At 60.1% G+C, this 17672-nt stretch carries 14 protein-coding genes; all 14 read left to right on the plus strand.

Annotated elements, in window-relative coordinates; genetic code table 11:
* Positions 1–14 precede the first annotated feature (14 nt).
* The 14 genes from uppS (at position 15) to tilS (ending at position 17499) form a co-directional block, all read left to right on the plus strand.
* Complete coding sequence (uppS, locus tag U5A08_RS06535) at positions 15–770, plus strand: polyprenyl diphosphate synthase (protein ID WP_247399509.1); 756 nt, start codon at positions 15–17, stop codon at positions 768–770.
* Entirely contained in the window at positions 771–1577 is an 807-nt protein-coding gene (locus tag U5A08_RS06540) for a phosphatidate cytidylyltransferase (protein WP_253393768.1), read from the plus strand.
* A complete protein-coding gene (gene ispC / locus U5A08_RS06545; RefSeq protein ID WP_253393769.1) occupies positions 1574–2764 on the plus strand; it encodes a 1-deoxy-D-xylulose-5-phosphate reductoisomerase in 1191 nt (396 codons plus the stop codon). The genes U5A08_RS06540 and ispC overlap by 4 nt, the downstream gene beginning before the upstream one ends.
* 53 nt (positions 2765–2817) lie before the next feature.
* Complete coding sequence (rseP, locus tag U5A08_RS06550; RefSeq protein WP_321850851.1) at positions 2818–4170, plus strand: sigma E protease regulator RseP; 1353 nt, start codon at positions 2818–2820, stop codon at positions 4168–4170.
* Between the two features lie 74 nt (positions 4171–4244).
* Entirely contained in the window at positions 4245–6632 is a 2388-nt protein-coding gene (gene bamA, locus U5A08_RS06555; RefSeq protein ID WP_253393771.1) for an outer membrane protein assembly factor BamA, read from the plus strand.
* Between the two features lie 44 nt (positions 6633–6676).
* Positions 6677–7180 (plus strand): OmpH/Skp family outer membrane protein, encoded by a 504-nt coding sequence (locus U5A08_RS06560; RefSeq protein WP_003172279.1) that lies wholly within the window; start codon positions 6677–6679, stop codon positions 7178–7180.
* 3 nt (positions 7181–7183) lie between these two features.
* Positions 7184–8239, plus strand: coding sequence for a UDP-3-O-(3-hydroxymyristoyl)glucosamine N-acyltransferase (gene lpxD, locus U5A08_RS06565; protein WP_247403880.1), 1056 nt, complete (start codon positions 7184–7186; stop codon positions 8237–8239).
* A gap of 110 nt (positions 8240–8349) precedes the next feature.
* Positions 8350–8790, plus strand: coding sequence for a 3-hydroxyacyl-ACP dehydratase FabZ (fabZ, locus tag U5A08_RS06570; RefSeq protein WP_003172281.1), 441 nt, complete (start codon positions 8350–8352; stop codon positions 8788–8790).
* Positions 8787–9563, plus strand: coding sequence for an acyl-ACP--UDP-N-acetylglucosamine O-acyltransferase (gene lpxA / locus U5A08_RS06575; RefSeq protein ID WP_247403883.1), 777 nt, complete (start codon positions 8787–8789; stop codon positions 9561–9563). The genes fabZ and lpxA overlap by 4 nt, the downstream gene beginning before the upstream one ends.
* Before the next feature lie 2 nt (positions 9564–9565).
* Positions 9566–10705, plus strand: coding sequence for a lipid-A-disaccharide synthase (lpxB, locus tag U5A08_RS06580; protein ID WP_253393772.1), 1140 nt, complete (start codon positions 9566–9568; stop codon positions 10703–10705).
* A complete protein-coding gene (gene rnhB, locus U5A08_RS06585) occupies positions 10702–11334 on the plus strand; it encodes a ribonuclease HII (RefSeq protein ID WP_017844751.1) in 633 nt (210 codons plus the stop codon). The genes lpxB and rnhB overlap by 4 nt, the downstream gene beginning before the upstream one ends.
* Positions 11335–11410: 76 nt before the next feature.
* Entirely contained in the window at positions 11411–14932 is a 3522-nt protein-coding gene (dnaE, locus tag U5A08_RS06590; RefSeq protein WP_253393773.1) for a DNA polymerase III subunit alpha, read from the plus strand.
* 138 nt (positions 14933–15070) lie between these two features.
* A complete protein-coding gene (locus tag U5A08_RS06595; RefSeq protein WP_253393776.1) occupies positions 15071–16018 on the plus strand; it encodes an acetyl-CoA carboxylase carboxyltransferase subunit alpha in 948 nt (315 codons plus the stop codon).
* A 161-nt stretch (positions 16019–16179) separates the two neighbouring features.
* Positions 16180–17499: a tRNA lysidine(34) synthetase TilS gene (tilS, locus tag U5A08_RS06600; protein WP_321850855.1), complete on the plus strand. Its 1320-nt coding sequence runs from the start codon at positions 16180–16182 to the stop codon at positions 17497–17499.
* Positions 17500–17672 lie beyond the last annotated feature (173 nt).

Raw genomic sequence — 17672 nt, forward strand, 5'->3', positions numbered from 1 at the left:
GTCAGGGCGCTTTCATGGAAAAGACCAAGCAGACTGTGCCTTCCGTGGTGCCGCGCCATGTCGCGATCATCATGGATGGGAATAATCGCTGGGCGAAAAAACGCTTTTTGCCCGGTGTCGCCGGGCACAAAGCGGGTGTCGATGCAGTACGGGCGGTGATTGAGGTGTGCGCCGAGGCCAAGGTCGAAGTGTTGACCTTGTTCGCTTTCTCCAGTGAGAACTGGCAGCGCCCGGCCGAAGAAGTCAGTGCCTTGATGGATCTGTTCTTCAAGGCCTTGCGTCGTGAGGCCAAGCGCCTCAACGATAACAACATCACTTTGCGCATCATTGGTGATCGCTCGCGGTTCCATCCGGGGCTGCAAGCGGCCATGCGTGAGGCCGAGGCCATTACTGCTGGCAGTAACCGTTTTGTGCTGCAGATCGCCGCCAACTATGGTGGTCAGTGGGACATCGCCCAGGCTGCGCAACGGCTTGCCCGCGAAGTGCAGGCTGGTCATCTGCGGCCGGACGAGATCACGCCCGAACTGTTGCAAACCTGCCTGGTCACCGGTGACCTACCGCTGCCGGACTTGTGCATCCGTACCGGTGGCGAGCACCGCATCAGTAATTTTCTGTTGTGGCAGTTGGCCTACACCGAGCTGTATTTCTCCGACCTGTTCTGGCCGGACTTCAAACACGATGCCATGCGTAATGCGCTGGCCGATTTCGCTTCCCGTCAGCGTCGCTTCGGTAAAACGAGCGAGCAGATCGAAGCTGGAGCCCGGGTTTAAATGCTTAAACAACGAATCATCACTGCACTGATCCTGCTGCCGATTGCCTTGTGTGGTTTTTTCCTGCTCGACGGTTCCGGCTTTGCGCTGTTCATCGGCCTGGTCGTAACACTCGGCGCCTGGGAATGGGCGCGTCTGGCGGGCTTCAGCGCCCAGTTGCCGCGCGTGGTGTATGCCGTCATCGTGGCCCTGTTGCTGTTCCTGATGTACATCCTCCCGGATCTCGCTCCTTGGGTGTTGGGCGCAGCGGTGCTGTGGTGGGCGTTGGCGACCTTCCTGGTGCTGACCTATCCGCGTACCAGCAGCCAGTGGTCCAGCGTTGCCTGCAAGCTGGTGATCGGCTTGTTGATTCTGCTGCCGGCCTGGCAAGGGCTGGTGGAGATCAAGCGCTTCCCGATCGGTAATGAGTTGATCCTGGCGGTGATGGTGTTGGTCTGGGGCGCCGATATTGGTGCCTACTTCTCCGGTCGGGCTTTGGGCAAACGCAAGCTGGCGCCGGCAGTCAGTCCGGGCAAGAGCTGGGAGGGCGTATACGGCGGCCTGGCCTTGACCTTGGTGATCACGCTCGTGGTCGGGGTTGTGCGTGACTGGTCGGTGAAAGGGCTGTGCCTGGCCTTGCTGGGGACGGCCATCGTCGTGTTCATCTCGGTCGTGGGCGACCTCACTGAAAGCATGTTCAAGCGCCAGGCCGGAATCAAGGACAGCAGTAATCTGTTGCCGGGTCATGGCGGCGTGTTGGACCGCATCGACAGTCTGACCGCTGCGATCCCGATTTTTGCCGTGCTGTTGTGGATGGCTGCTTCGTGAGCCGCCTGCAGCAGGTCACCGTGCTGGGTGCGACCGGCTCGGTAGGGTTAAGCGCCCTGGATGTGATCGCTCGCCACCCGGAACGCTATCAAGTCTTCGCATTGACCGGCTTCTCTCGCCTGACTGAGTTGCTGGCGCTGTGCGTGCGCCATGCGCCGCGTTTTGCTGTAGTGCCTGGGGCCGTTGCTGCGCGGGGCTTGCAGGATGACCTGCGCGCCGCTGGCCTTGCCACTCAGGTGCTGGTGGGTGAGGAGGGCTTGTGCCAGGTGTCGGCTGATGCCGAGGTGGATGCCGTGGTGGCGGCCATTGTCGGAGCCGCTGGCTTGCGCCCGACCCTGGCCGCTGTCGATGCCGGCAAGAAAATCCTGCTGGCTAATAAAGAAGCGCTGGTCATGTCCGGCACACTCTTTATGCAGGCTGTGCGCAAGAGCGGCGCGGTATTGCTGCCGCTCGACAGCGAGCACAACGCGATCTTCCAGTGCATGCCCGGTGATTTTGCCCGTGGCTTGAGCCAGGTCGGCGTGCGCCGGATTTTGCTGACAGCGTCCGGTGGGCCTTTCCGTAAAACTCCGCTGGCGGACTTGGAGCACGTGTCTCCGGATCAGGCGTGCGCTCATCCGAACTGGTCCATGGGGCGCAAGATCTCCGTGGATTCGGCCAGCATGATGAACAAGGGCCTGGAATTGATCGAGGCCTGCTGGTTGTTCGATGCACGGCCTGACCAGGTCGAAGTGGTGATTCACCCGCAAAGTGTGATTCATTCCCTGGTCGACTATGTGGATGGCTCGGTGCTGGCGCAGTTGGGTAACCCCGATATGCGCACGCCGATCGCCAATGCCCTGGCCTGGCCTGAGCGGATTGACTCCGGTGTTGCACCGCTGGACCTGTTCGCCATTGCTCGCCTGGACTTCGAGGCGCCGGACGAGCAGCGCTTTCCGTGCCTGCGCCTGGCGCGACAGGCAGCGGAGGCGGGCAACAGTGCGCCGGCGATGCTCAATGCGGCTAACGAAGTGGCTGTGGCAGCGTTTCTCGCACAGCGCATCCGCTTTCCGCAGATCGCGAGTATCATCGAGGATGTTCTGAGTCTTGAGCCCGTAGTGGCTGTGAATGATCTGGGGGCAGTGTTCGAGGCGGATGCCAAGGCCCGCGCCCTGGCCGAGCAATGGTTGGGCCGCAACGCGCGTTAGTCTGTGGGCGCGTTTGCGTCTTCAGGCACTGGATTGGAATGCGGAGAAATTAGATGAGTGCGCTTTACATGATTGTCGGCACCCTGGTTGCTCTGGGCGTGCTGGTTACCTTCCACGAATTCGGCCACTTTTGGGTGGCGCGTCGTTGCGGCGTCAAGGTACTGCGCTTTTCCGTCGGTTTCGGCATGCCGTTGCTGCGCTGGCACGACCGCCGCGGCACCGAGTTCGTGATCGCCGCCATCCCCTTGGGCGGCTACGTCAAGATGCTTGATGAGCGCGAAGGCGAAGTGCCGGCGGATCAACTGGACCAGTCCTTCAATCGCAAGACCGTTCGTCAGCGCATCGCTATTGTCGCCGCCGGCCCGATCGCCAATTTCCTGTTGGCCATGGTGTTCTTCTGGTTCCTGGCCATGCTCGGCAGCGAACAGATACGCCCGGTTATCGGTGCGGTTGAGGCGGACAGCATGGCGGCGAAGGCAGGATTGGTCGCCGGGCAGGAAATTGTTTCCATTGATGGCGAGCCAACCACGGGTTGGGGGGCGGTCAATTTGCAATTGGTGCGTCGCCTGGGCGAAAGCGGCACTGTCAATGTCGTGGTGCGCGAGCAGGACTCCTCGTCCGAGACCCCGCGTGAGCTGACTCTCGACCATTGGCTCAAGGGTTCCGATGAGCCGGACCCGATCAAGTCCCTGGGGATTCGCCCATGGCGTCCGGCCTTGCCGCCGGTGCTCACCGAGCTTGATCCGAAAGGCCCGGCCCAGGCCGCAGGTCTGAAAACCGGTGATCGCCTGTTGGCCCTTGATGGCCAGGCGCTGAGTGATTGGCAGCAAGTGGTCGACCTGGTGCGCGTGCGGCCTGATACCAGAATTGTGCTGAAAGTTGAGCGCGATGGTGCTCAAATTGACGTTCCCGTGACCCTGGCGGTACGTGGGGAGGCCAAGGCGGCCGGGGGTTACCTCGGTGCCGGGGTCAAGCGTCCGGAGTGGCCGCCTTCAATGATGCGTGAGGTCAGTTTCGGGCCGTTGGCAGCAATTGGCGAGGGCGCGAAACGCACTTGGACCATGAGCGTGCTGACTCTCGAGTCGCTCAAGAAAATGTTGTTCGGCGAGCTCTCGGTAAAAAACTTGAGTGGGCCGATAACCATTGCTAAAGTGGCGGGCGCTTCTGCCCAGTCGGGTGTCGCGGATTTCCTGAATTTCCTGGCTTATCTGAGTATTAGCCTTGGGGTTCTGAATTTGTTGCCCATTCCAGTATTGGATGGGGGGCATCTGTTGTTTTATCTGGTCGAGTGGGTGCGTGGTCGCCCCTTGTCGGATCGGGTGCAGGGTTGGGGGATACAGATCGGTATCAGTTTGGTGGTCGGGGTGATGTTGTTAGCCTTGGTCAACGATCTGGGACGACTGTAACGCTTCGCTGAATTGCGAATCTGCCGCATTTTGCGGCAGTTTGTTTATTGCCAGTTGGAATAAGAAAGGACTTCATGAAACGTCTGCTGCTAACTGCGGTTCTCACCGTATTGATGATCGCCGAAGTTCACGCCGAGTCCTTCACTATCTCCGATATTCGCGTCAACGGCCTCCAGCGGGTTTCCGCGGGTAGCGTCTTTGGTGCCTTGCCGTTGAACGTCGGGGAACAGGCTGATGACCGTCGCCTGGTGGAATCCACTCGTGCGCTGTTCAAAACCGGGTTCTTTCAAGATATCCAACTGGGTCGCGAAGGCAACGTCCTGGTCATCACCGTCGTCGAGCGACCTTCCGTCGCCAGTATCGAGATCGAGGGTAACAAGGCGATCTCCACTGAAGACCTGATGAAGGGCCTCAAGCAATCCGGCCTGGCCGAGGGCGAGATCTTCCAGCGCGCCACCCTTGAGGGGGTGCGTAACGAACTGCAACGCCAGTACGTTGCCCAGGGCCGCTACTCCGCGACCGTGGAAACGGAAGTGGTCCCGCAGCCTCGTAACCGTGTCGGCCTCAAGGTCAACATCAACGAAGGCACCGTGGCGGCCATTCAGCACATCAACGTGGTGGGCAACACCAAGTTCGCTGATGAAGACCTGATCGGCCTGTTCGAGCTCAAGACCACCAACTGGTTGTCGTTCTTCAAGAACGACGACAAGTACGCCCGTGAAAAACTCTCCGGTGACCTGGAGCGTCTACGTTCCTACTACCTGGACCGTGGCTATATCAACATGGATATCGCTTCGACCCAGGTGTCCATCACCCCTGACAAGAAGCACGTGTACATCACCGTCAACGTCAACGAGGGTGAGAAGTACAAGGTCCGCGACGTCAAACTCAGCGGCGACTTGAAAGTGCCTGAAGACCAGGTCAAGTCCCTGCTGCTGGTGCAGAAAGACCAGGTGTTCTCGCGCAAGCTGATGACCACTACGTCCGAACTGATCACCCGTCGCCTGGGTAACGAAGGCTATACCTTCGCCAACGTCAACGGCGTGCCGACCCCGCATGATGATGACCACACCGTGGACATCACCTTTGTGGTCGACCCAGGCAAGCGTGCCTACGTGAACCGCATCAACTTCCGTGGCAACACCAAGTCTGCGGACGAAGTGCTGCGTCGTGAAATGCGTCAGATGGAAGGTGGCTGGGCGTCGACTTACCTGATCGACCAGTCCAAGACCCGCCTTGAGCGCCTGGGCTTCTTCAAGGAAGTCAACGTCGAAACCCCGGCTGTACCGGGCGTGGACGACCAGGTTGACGTGAACTACGCCGTCGAAGAGCAAGCCTCGGGCTCGATCACCGCCAGCGTCGGTTTCGCACAGAGTGCCGGCCTGATCCTCGGTGGTTCGATCACCCAGAACAACTTCCTCGGTACCGGTAACAAGGTTTCCATCGGCCTGACCCGCAGCGAATACCAGAGTCGCTATAACTTCGGTTATGTCGACCCCTACTGGACCGCTGATGGTGTGAGCCTGGGTTATAACGCCTTCTACCGCACCACCGACTACAAAGACCTCGACGTTAACGTTGCCAGCTATGCGATTGACAGCCTGGGTGCCGGCGTCAACATCGGTTACCCGATCAGTGAGACCTCGCGTCTGACCTTCGGCCTGACCGCGCAGCAGGATGAGATCAAGACCGGTGTGTACACCGTGGATGAGATCTTCGACTTCACCCGTCGTGAAGGCGACAAGTTCCTGAACTTCAAGGCGTCTGCCGGCTGGTCCGAGTCGACCCTGAACAAAGGCGTACTGGCAACCCGTGGTCACTCCCAGAGCGTGACCCTGGAAGCCACCACGCCGGGCAGCGACCTGTCGTTCTTCAAGCTCGACTACCGTGGCCAGTTGTTCCAGCCGCTGAGCGACAATTACACCATGCGCCTGCACACTGAGCTGGGCTATGGTGACGGTTATGGTTCGACCAACGGCCTGCCGTTCTATGAAAACTACTATGCGGGTGGTTTCAACTCGGTCCGTGGCTTCAAGGACAGCACCTTGGGACCGCGTGGTACCCCTAGCCGTGGCGCTGGCGTGACCGGTAACACCGGCACCGTGGCGGATACGGACACTAGCGCACTGCCATTCGGTGGTAACGTGCTGATCCAGGGTGGTGCCGAGATCCTGTTCCCACTGCCGTTCGTGAAAGATCAGCGGTCCCTGCGTACTTCGGTTTTCTGGGATGTGGGTAACGTATTTGACTCCAAGTGCGATCAGGTCACTAACCCGACTGGCGTGAAGTCCAATACGCAGTGTAACGAAGTAAGCCTCAGCAACCTGGCGAGCTCCGTAGGTGTTGGCGTGACGTGGGTGACTGCGCTTGGTCCGTTGAGCTTTGCTCTGGCCATGCCGATCAAGAAACCGGATAACGCTGAAACCCAGATTTTCCAATTCTCCCTCGGCCAGACGTTCTAAGCGTCTGACCCAAGATAACGACAACGGATCTGTAGGAGTACATCGTGCGTAAGTTGACTCAATTGGTTCTGCTGGCAACTGTGCTGGTAACCACCCCGGCCTTCGCCGAGATGAAAATCGCCGTCCTGAACTATCAGATGGCCCTGCTGGAATCCGATGCGGCCAAGAAGTACGCGGTGGATGCCGAGAAGAAATTCGGTCCGCAACTGACCAAGCTCAAGACGTTGGAAAGCAGTGCCAAGGGCATCCAGGATCGTCTGGTAGCCGGTGGCGACAAGATGCAGCAAGGCGAGCGCGAGCGCCTGGAGCTTGAATTCAAGCAAAAGGCCCGTGACTACCAGTTCCAGTCCAAGGAACTGAACGAAGCCAAGGCTGTTGCCGACCGCGAAATGCTCAAGCAGCTCAAGCCGAAACTCGACAGCGCTGTGGAAGAAGTCATCAAGAAAGGTGCCTTTGACCTGGTGTTCGAACGCGGCGCCGTGATTGACGTCAAGCCTCAATACGACATCACCCGCCAGGTGATCGAGCGCATGAACCAGCTGAAGTAAGCCATGACCGCGATTATCAAGCTCGGCGAGTTGGCCGAGTTCCTGGGAGCCACCTTGCGTGGTTCCCCGGAGAAAGAAATTACTGGGCTAGCCACCTTGCAGGAGGCTGGCCCATCTCAGTTGAGCTTCCTCGCAAATCCCCAATACCGTAAATACCTGGCCGACAGCCAAGCCGCAGCCCTGCTGCTGAAGGCTGCTGACGCCGAGGGTTACGCCGGGGACGCGTTGGTGGTGGCTGATCCGTACCTGGCCTATGCGCGGGTATCCCACCTGTTCGATCCGAAACCCAAGGCGGCTGGAGGAATCCATCCGTCGGCGGTCATCGCCGATGATGCCCAGGTTGACCCTGCGGCCAGCATTGGCGCTTTTGCCGTGATCGAAAGTGGCGCGCGCATTGCCGCCGGCGTCACCGTAGGCGCTCACTGCTTTATCGGTGCACGCTGTGAAATCGGTGCCGATGGCTGGCTCGCGCCCCGCGTGACCCTGTACCACGACGTGCGTATCGGGCAGCGGGTGGTTATTCAGTCGGGCGCGGTGATTGGTGGTGAAGGCTTCGGTTTTGCCAATTCGAAAGGTGTCTGGCACAAGATTGCCCAGGTCGGCGGCGTATTGATCGGCGACGATGTGGAAATCGGCGTCAATACCGCTGTTGATCGCGGGGCTTTGGCCGATACCGTGATCGGTAATGGCGTGAAGCTCGATAACCAGATCCAGATTGCCCACAACGTACAGATTGGCGATCACACCGCCATGGCGGCCTGCGTAGGCATATCCGGCAGCACCAAGATCGGCAAGCATTGCATGCTCGCCGGTGGCGTAGGGCTGGTGGGCCATATCGATATTTGCGACAACGTCTTCATCACCGGCATGACCATGGTCACCCACTCGATTACCGAGCCCGGTGCCTATTCTTCCGGTACCGCCATGCAGCCTGCGGCTGAATGGCGCAAGAGTGCGGCGCGTTTGAGACATATCGACGACATGGCTCGGCGTCTCAAGCAGCTGGAAAAGCGTGTTGGGGACGTGACCCCTGGCGGTAATGCTTCATCAGAAGGCTGATACCATTTCCATATCAAGTGTGAACAGCCGCTAGACTGCCTCCTTGATTTGCTAGCGGGGCGTGCGTTTAGTCGCCCGCCCCCAATCTTTATTACAGGCTTCCCCCCGAAATGATGGACATCAACGAGATTCGCGAATACCTGCCTCACCGTTACCCGTTCCTGCTGGTGGATCGTGTAGTGGACCTGAATGTTGAGGAAAAGCGCATTCGTGCCTACAAGAATGTCAGCATCAACGAACCGTTCTTCAATGGCCACTTTCCCGCGCATCCCATCATGCCGGGCGTGTTGATCATCGAAGCAATGGCCCAGGCTGCCGGTATCCTTGGTTTCAAAATGCTCGACCTCAAGCCTGCCGACGGCACGCTTTACTATTTCGTGGGCTCCGACAAGTTGCGTTTCCGTAACCCGGTCACCCCGGGTGACCAGTTGATCCTGGAAGCCAAGTTCATCAGTTGTAAGCGCCAGATCTGGAAGTTCGAATGCCAGGCTTCGGTGGATGGCAAGCCAGTGTGCTCCGCCGAAATCATCTGCGCGGAACGCAAACTATGAGTTTGATTGACCCTCGCGCAATCATCGATCCGTCGGCCGTACTGGCCGCCGACGTTGAGGTCGGCCCTTGGTCGATCGTCGGCGCAGGTGTGGAAATCGGCGAGGGGACTGTCATCGGGCCGCACGTGATCCTCAAGGGACCGACCCGCATTGGCAAACACAATCGCATCTACCAGTTTTCCTCGGTAGGCGAAGACACCCCCGACATGAAGTACAAGGGTGAAGAAACACGCTTGGTAATCGGTGATCACAACATCATTCGTGAAGGCGTGACCATTCACCGTGGTACCGTGCAGGACCGTGCCGAGACCACGCTGGGTGATCACAACCTGGTCATGGCCTACGCGCATATCGGCCATGACAGCGTGATCGGCAACCACTGTATCCTGGTCAACAACACCGCGTTGGCAGGCCATGTACACGTTGACGATTGGGCGATCCTATCCGGTTTCACCCTGGTGCATCAGTACTGCCACATCGGCGCCCATAGTTTCTCCGGCATGGGCACTGCCATCGGCAAGGATGTTCCGGCGTTCGTCACGGTCTTCGGTAACCCTGCCGAAGCCCGCAGCATGAACTTCGAAGGCATGCGCCGTCGTGGTTTCAGCGAAGACGCGATCCACGCCCTGCGCCGCGCCTACAAGGTGGTTTACCGCCAGGGCCTGACGGTTGAGCAAGCGTTGACTGAACTGACCGAGCCTGCAGCATTGTTCCCGGAAGTCGCGGTGTTCCGTGACTCGGTCCAGGCGTCGACTCGCGGCATCACTCGCTGATCATGGCCAATCTGCGTATCGCATTGGTCGCCGGGGAAGCTTCCGGCGATATCCTGGGCGCGGGCCTGATGCGGGCGCTTAAGGCCCAGCATTCGGCGGTCGAGTTTATCGGTGTGGGTGGCCCGTTGATGCAGGCTGAAGGCCTCACGTCTTACTTCCCCATGGAGCGCTTGTCGGTCATGGGGTTGGTGGAGGTGCTGGGTCGTCTACGTGAACTGCTGGTGCGGCGCAAGTTGCTGATTCAGACCCTGATCGAAGAAAAGCCCGACGTTTTTATCGGCATCGACGCGCCGGATTTCACCCTCAATATCGAACTCAGGTTGCGTCAGGCTGGGATCAAGACCGTGCATTACGTCAGTCCGTCCGTCTGGGCGTGGCGGCAGAAGCGCGTGTTGAAGATCCGCGAAGGTTGCGACCTGATGCTGACCTTGCTGCCGTTCGAAGCCCGTTTCTACGAAGAGAAGGGCGTACCGGTGCGGTTTGTCGGGCACACGCTGGCCGACACTATCCCGCTGCACGCCGACCGCGCTGCGGCGCGTGCCGAACTGGGCTTGCCCGACGGCCCGCTTGTCGCGCTGATGCCGGGCAGTCGCGGTGGCGAAGTGGGTCGCCTGGGCACATTGTTTTTTGATGCCGCCGAACGCCTGCAGGCCTTGAAGCCTGGCGTGCGCTTCATACTGCCGTGTGCCAGCCCGCAACGTCGTGCACAAATCGAAACATTGCTGCAAGGGCGCAACCTGCCGTTGACCCTGCTCGATGGTCAGTCGCACCTGGCCCTGGCGGCTTGCGATGCGGTGCTGATCGCCTCGGGCACTGCGACCCTGGAGGCGTTGCTGTACAAGCGTCCGATGGTCGTGGCTTACCGCCTGGCGCCGCTGACCTTCTGGATTCTCAAGCGCATGGTTAAAAGCCCCTACATCTCCTTGCCCAATCTGCTGGCCCAGCGCCTGTTGGTGCCAGAATTGTTGCAGGACGATGCAACGCCCGAAGCCCTGGCGCAGACGCTACTCCCCTTGATCGACGGCGGCGAAGAGCAGACTCGCGGCTTTGACGCCATCCACCGCACCTTGCGCCGTGATGCGTCAAACCAGGCCGCCGATGCCGTGCTGACGTTGATCGGCCACAAACAGGAAGCCCTATGACGACGCAAATGGGGCTGGATTTCAGCCTGGTCGCGCAAGCCCATGAACTGGTGGCCGGCGTGGATGAAGTCGGGCGCGGCCCGCTCTGTGGCGCGGTGGTCACGGCGGCGGTGATTCTTGACCCGAACCGTCCGATCCTCGGTCTCAACGACTCGAAAAAACTCACCGAAGCGCGTCGGGAAAAACTCTTCGACGAGATCTGTGAAAAAGCCCTGAGCTGGCATATCGCCCGGGCCGAAGTCGAAGAGATCGACGAACTGAATATCCTCCACGCCACCATGCTCGCCATGCAGCGCGCCGTCGAGGGCCTGCATATCACGCCCAAACTGGCGATGATCGACGGCAACCGCTGCCCGAAACTGGCGATGCCGGCTGAAGCGGTGGTCAAGGGCGATAGCAAGGTGCCTGCCATCGCGGCAGCCTCGATTCTGGCCAAGGTCAGCCGTGACCGTGAAATGGCCGCGTTCGAATTGATCTATCCGGGCTACGGCATCGCCGGCCATAAAGGCTACCCGACGCCCGTTCATCTGGAAGCGCTGGCCCGTCTTGGCCCGACGCCAATCCACCGTCGCTCGTTCGCCCCGGTGCGCCTGGCTTACGAACAGCGCGAGAGCCTCAGCGAGGTTTAGTCGCGAGGCTGATGTTTTTGCCCAGGCCCGGTACAATCCCGGGCCTTGTTGTTTCTACGTTTAAGACAGGATCACTATGCCGGCTTCATTCGTTCATCTACGCCTGCACACTGAGTACTCCCTGGTCGACGGCCTGGTACGGATCAAACCGCTGGTCAAAACCCTGGTGGGCATGAGCATGCCTGCGGTGGCGGTCACCGATCAAAACAACATGTGTTCCCTGGTCAAGTTCTACAAGAACGCCATGGGCGCCGGCATCAAGCCGATCTGCGGCGCCGACCTGTGGCTGTCGAACAAAGACCCGGATAACCCCCTGAGCCGCATCAGCCTGTTGGCGATGAACGGCGTCGGTTATCGCAACCTCACCGAACTGATTTCCCGTGGCTTCATTGACGGCCAGCGCAACGGCTCGGTGATCATCGAGCGCGAGTGGGTGGCCGAGGCCAGCGAAGGCGTGATCATGCTTTCTGCGGCCAAAGAGGGCGAGATCGGGATCGCGCTGCTGGGCGGCAACCCCCAGGAAGCCGAAGTGCTGGCCCGCGAGTGGATGGCCGTGTTCCCCGACCGCTTCTACCTGGAAGTCCAGCGCACCAACCGCCCCAACGATGAAGAACATCTGCACGCCGCCGTGGCCCTGGCCGACAAGCTGGGCGCGCCGCTGGTGGCGACCAACGATGTGCGCTTTATCAAGAAGGAAGATTTCGAAGCCCACGAAACCCGCGTGTGCATCGGCGAAGGCCGGGCCCTGGATGACCCGCGTCGCTCGAAAAACTACAGCGAAGAGCAATACCTCAAAAGCGCCGAGGAAATGGCCGAGCTGTTCAGCGACCTGCCCGAGGCGCTGGAAAATACCGTCGAGATCGCCAAGCGCTGCAACATCGAAGTGAAGCTGGGCAAGCACTTCCTGCCCAACTTCCCGATTCCCGAAGGCATGACCATCGATGAGTATTTCCGCAAGGTATCGTTCGATGGCCTGGAGGAACGTCTCTCGGTCTTGCTGCCCAAGGACACCACCGACGATTACGAAGCCAAGCGCCAGGTCTACGTCGACCGGCTGAATTTCGAGCTGGATATCATCATCCAGATGGGGTTTCCCGGTTACTTCCTGATCGTGATGGACTTTATCCAGTGGGCCAAGAGCAACGGCGTGCCGGTCGGTCCAGGCCGGGGCTCGGGTGCCGGCTCGTTGGTCGCCTATGTGCAAAAGATTACCGACCTCGACCCGTTGGAATATGACCTGCTGTTCGAACGGTTCCTTAACCCGGAACGGGTTTCCATGCCCGACTTCGACGTCGACTTCTGCATGGACGGTCGCGACCGCGTGATCGAATACGTGGCCGATAAATACGGTCGCAACGCCGTGAGCCAGATCATCACGTTCGGCTCCATGGCGGCCAAGGCGGTTATCCGCGACGTCGCCCGGGTGCAGGGCAAGTCCTACGGCCTGGCGGATCGCCTGTCGAAGATGATCCCGTTCGAAGTCGGCATGACCCTGGAAAAAGCCTACGAGCAGGAAGAAATCCTGCGCGACTTCATCAAGGTCGATGAAGAAGCCGCCGAAATCTGGGAGATGGCGCGCAAGCTCGAAGGCGTGGTGCGTAACGTCGGTAAACACGCCGGTGGCGTGGTGATCGCGCCGACCAAGCTCACCGACTTTTCGCCGATCTATTGCGACGAAGAAGGCGGCGGCCTGGTGACCCAGTTCGACAAGGACGACGTGGAGGCGGCCGGCCTGGTGAAGTTCGACTTCCTCGGCCTGCGGACGCTGACGATCATCGACTGGGCGCTCAAGACGATTAACCGCGAACGCGCCAAGGTCAATGAAGAACCGCTGGATATCGCGTTTATCCCGCTGGACGACAAACCGACCTACAGCCTGCTGCAAAAAGCCGAAACCACCGCCGTGTTCCAGCTTGAGTCGCGCGGTATGAAAGAGCTGATCAAAAAGCTCAAGCCCGACTGCCTGGAAGACTTGATCGCACTGGTCGCCCTGTTCCGTCCTGGCCCGCTGCAATCGGGCATGGTGGATGACTTTATCAACCGTAAGCACGGTCGCGCCGAACTGGCCTACCCGCACTCGGACTACCAGTACGAAGGCCTCAAACCGGTACTGGCGCCGACTTACGGCATCATCCTGTATCAGGAACAGGTGATGCAGATTGCCCAGGTCATGGCCGGATACACCCTCGGTGGTGCGGACATGCTGCGTCGCGCCATGGGTAAGAAAAAGCCCGAGGAAATGGCCAAGCAGCGCGGCGGTTTCATCGAGGGTTGCGCCACCAACAATATCGACGCCGACCTCGCCGGTAACATTTTCGACCTGGTGGAAAAATTCGCCGGTTACGGCTTCAACAAATCCCACTCCGCCGCCTACGGCCTGGTGTCGTACCAGACCGCCTGGCTGAAGGCCCACTACCCGGCGCCGTTCATGGCCGCGGTACTCTCGGCGGATATGCACAACACCGACAAGGTCGTGACCTTGATCGAGGAAGTGCGCACCATGAAGCTGCGCCTCGACGCGCCGGACGTGAACGCCTCGGAGTTCAAGTTCACCGTGAACGACGAAGGCCGCATCATTTATGGCCTGGGCGCGATCAAGGGCGTGGGCGAGGGGCCGGTGGAAGCAATCACCGAAGCGCGCCAAAACGGCCCGTTCAAGGACCTGTTCGACTTCTGTGCACGGGTCGACCTCAAACGCATCAACAAACGTACCCTCGATGGCCTGATCCGCAGCGGTGCCCTGGACCGTCTCGGCCCGTATTTCCATGATGAACCGAAGGCCTACCAGGCGAATATCGACCGCAATCGGGCGGTGCTGCTGACCGCCATGGAAGAAGCGATCAAGGCCGCTGAACAGACCGCCCGCACCCACGACAGCGGCCATGCCGACCTGTTTGGCGGGTTGTTCGTCGAGGAAGATGCGGATGTGTACGCCAACCATCGCAAGGCCAAGGAGCTGACCCTCAAGGAACGCCTCAAAGGTGAAAAAGACACCCTGGGCCTGTACCTGACCGGTCACCCGATTGACGAATACGAAGGCGAAATCCGTCGTTTCGCCCGTCAGCGCATCATCGACCTGAAACCGGCACGCGACACCCAGACCGTCGCCGGCATGATCATCGCCCTGCGGGTGATGAAAAATAAGAAGGGCGACAAAATGGGTTTTATCACCCTTGACGACCGCTCTGGCCGGATCGAGGCGTCGCTGTTTGCCGACGCTTTCCATTCCGCCCAGTCGCTGTTGCAGACCGACGCCATGGTCGTGGTGGAAGGCGAGGTCAGTAACGACGACTTCTCCGGTGGCCTGCGCCTGCGGATCAAGCGGGTGATGAGCATGGAAGATGCGCGCACCAACCTGGCCGAAAGCCTGCGCTTGAAGGTCAAGACCGAGGCGCTCAAGGGCGATCAACTGCGCTGGTTGGGCGACTTGCTCAAACGCCACCGTGGCGCATGCCCGGTGACCATGGAATACACTGGTAACGACGCCAAGGCCATGCTGCAGTTCGGCGAGACCTGGCGAATTGATCCCGCTGATGGCTTGATTCAAGCATTGCGTGACCAGTTCGGTCGTGACAACGTCTTCCTCCAATACCGTTGACGATCAGGTGGTGGCAAATCGCCTGATCTCGACCAAACATTTAATCTCGACCTGGACGTGCCTCTCCCTTAAGGTAGGGCGCGAACAGACAACCGGCTGGCCAGGCACCCCTTGGCCGTCGACCCAAGACGGACGCTTATGAACCCGAATTTTCTTGATTTCGAACAGCCGATCGCTGACCTGCAAGCCAAGATCGAAGAACTGCGCCTGGTCGGCAATGACAATTCGCTGAATATCGGCGATGAGATCGCTCGCCTGCAAGACAAGAGCAGCACGCTCACCGAAGACATCTTCGGCAAGCTGACCAGTTGGCAGATCGCGCGCCTGGCCCGCCACCCGCGCCGTCCGTACACCCTGGACTACATTCAGCACATCTTCACCGAGTTCGACGAACTGCACGGCGACCGTCACTTCTCCGACGACGCCGCCATCGTGGGCGGTATCGCGCGCCTGGATGACCAGCCGGTGATGGTGATCGGTCACCAGAAAGGCCGTGAAGTACGCGAAAAAGTTCGCCGTAACTTCGGCATGCCGCGTCCGGAAGGCTACCGCAAGGCCTGCCGCCTGATGGAAATGGCCGAGCGCTTCAAAATGCCGATCCTGACGTTCATCGACACCCCGGGTGCCTACCCAGGTATCGACGCCGAAGAACGCAATCAGAGCGAAGCGATCGCCTGGAACCTGCGCGTCATGTCCCGCCTGAAAACTCCGATCATTGCCACCGTGATTGGTGAAGGTGGTTCCGGCGGTGCGTTGGCCATTGGTGTCTGTGACCAATTGAACATGCTGCAATATTCGACCTATGCGGTGATCTCGCCGGAAGGTTGCGCCTCGATCCTGTGGAAAACCGCCGAGAAAGCGCCGGACGCTGCCGAAGCGATGGGCATCACCGCCGATCGCCTCAAGGGCCTCGGTATCGTGGATAAAGTCATCGCCGAACCATTGGGCGGCGCCCACCGCGACCCGGCCGCCGCTGCCGCGACCATCCGTGCCGAACTGGGTTCGCAACTGGCGATGCTCAAGAAGCTGGATACCGAAGCGCTGTTGGCCCGGCGTTACGAGCGCCTGATGAGCTACGGTCTCTAAACCGCAGCCGTAAAAAATGTGGGAGGGGGCTTGCCCCCGATTGCTGAGTGTCAGTCAACGCATCGGGTGACTGGCCCGCCGCTATCGGGAGCAAGCCCTCTCCCACATTTGCTTTGTGTATGCTTGGCCAACGTATTCCAAGTTTGCGGCGGTAACATCTGATGAAACCATTACTCTCCGCCAAACTCCTGCAAACCCTGGCCCCCTGGCGCAACGCCCCGGCCTGGCATATCGCTTTTTCCGGCGGGCTTGACTCCACCGTCCTGCTGCACCTCCTGGCAAATCTCGCCAAAACTGAGAAGCTTCCTACGCTTGGCGCTGTTCATGTCCACCATGGCTTGCAAGCCGCGGCCGATGCCTGGCCCGGTCATTGCCAGTCGGTCTGTGACGCCCTTGGGGTCCCCTTGCGAGTCATGCGCGTGCAGGTGCGGGCCGGTGCAAGCCTGGAGCGCGCGGCGCGTGACGCGCGCTATCAGGCGTTCGGTGAAGTGGTCGGGGCAGGGGCGGCGTTGCTCACCGGCCAGCACCGTGACGATCAGGCCGAAACCCTGCTGTTTCGTCTGCTGCGCGGCGCGGGGGTGCAAGGGTTGGCGGCCATGCCGATGCAGCGGCCGCTGGCGGGCGGTCATCTGCTGCGGCCGTTGCTGGGCAGTTCACGTGCCGAGTTGCAGGCCTACGCCCAGGCGCACGAGTTGAGGTGGATCGAAGACCCTTCCAACGCCGACCCACGCTTCTCGCGAAATTACCTGCGTCATCGTGTATTCCCGCGGCTGACCGAGCGCTGGCCGCAGGCCGTTGCGAGCCTGGCCCGTGCCGCTGAGCATTTGAGCGAAGCCCAAGGCCTGTTGGATGAGTTGGCGGGCCTCGACCTGCAAGCCGCCGACCAGCCTTCGCCTTTTCCGTGGCTGCCCTTGCCGTCATTGGCCCTGGCGCCGTTGTGTGAGCTTTCCGACGCGCGGCAACGCAACGCCCTGCGCCATTGGTTGAACCCGCTGACGCGCTTACCCGACAGCGACCACTGGGCCGGCTGGCATTCCCTGCGCGACGCCAAGCTCGATGCGCAACCCCTGTGGCGCCTGGCCGACGGCGATCTGCATCGTTGCGGCGAGCGTATCTGGTGGCTGCCCTCCAGTTGGTCGGAGTTTTCCGACGCATCGGTGAGCTGGGCGCAGCCGCAAAACCCACTAGAGTTACCGGGTAACGGCCAACTCCGATTGATCGGCCAGGTGCCCGAGGGCGTGCTGCAGGTTCGCTATCGCCAAGGCGGCGAAATCATCGACATCCCGGGTCGCGGTCGGCGCGATTTGAAGCGCCTGCTCAACGAAAGTGGGCTGCCGGGCTTTGTCCGTGGCAGATTGCCGCTGCTGTATCGGGGTGAGCAATTGCTGGCTGTGCCCAGCCTTGCAGGGCTTTGGAATGTGTCGAATGACGGCTGGCAATTACATTGGATGCCACAGACCTGCGATCAAGGTTTGAGCTGATAGCGCCTTTCCGGTAGACTACGCTCCCTTCTTGATACAACTTCTGTGGATTCGCCTGAATCGCAGCAGTTGCCGATTACCAAGCAGTCTTTGCTGGGCGATTCCAAAAAATGTGTAGCGATCAACGTACCGGTGTTTCATTGCTGGTCTGTCACCACGCGGCGGTTTTTTTG

The organism is Pseudomonas paraveronii (genome assembly GCF_963681955.1).
Classification (GTDB): Bacteria; Pseudomonadota; Gammaproteobacteria; order Pseudomonadales; family Pseudomonadaceae; genus Aquipseudomonas; species Aquipseudomonas paraveronii.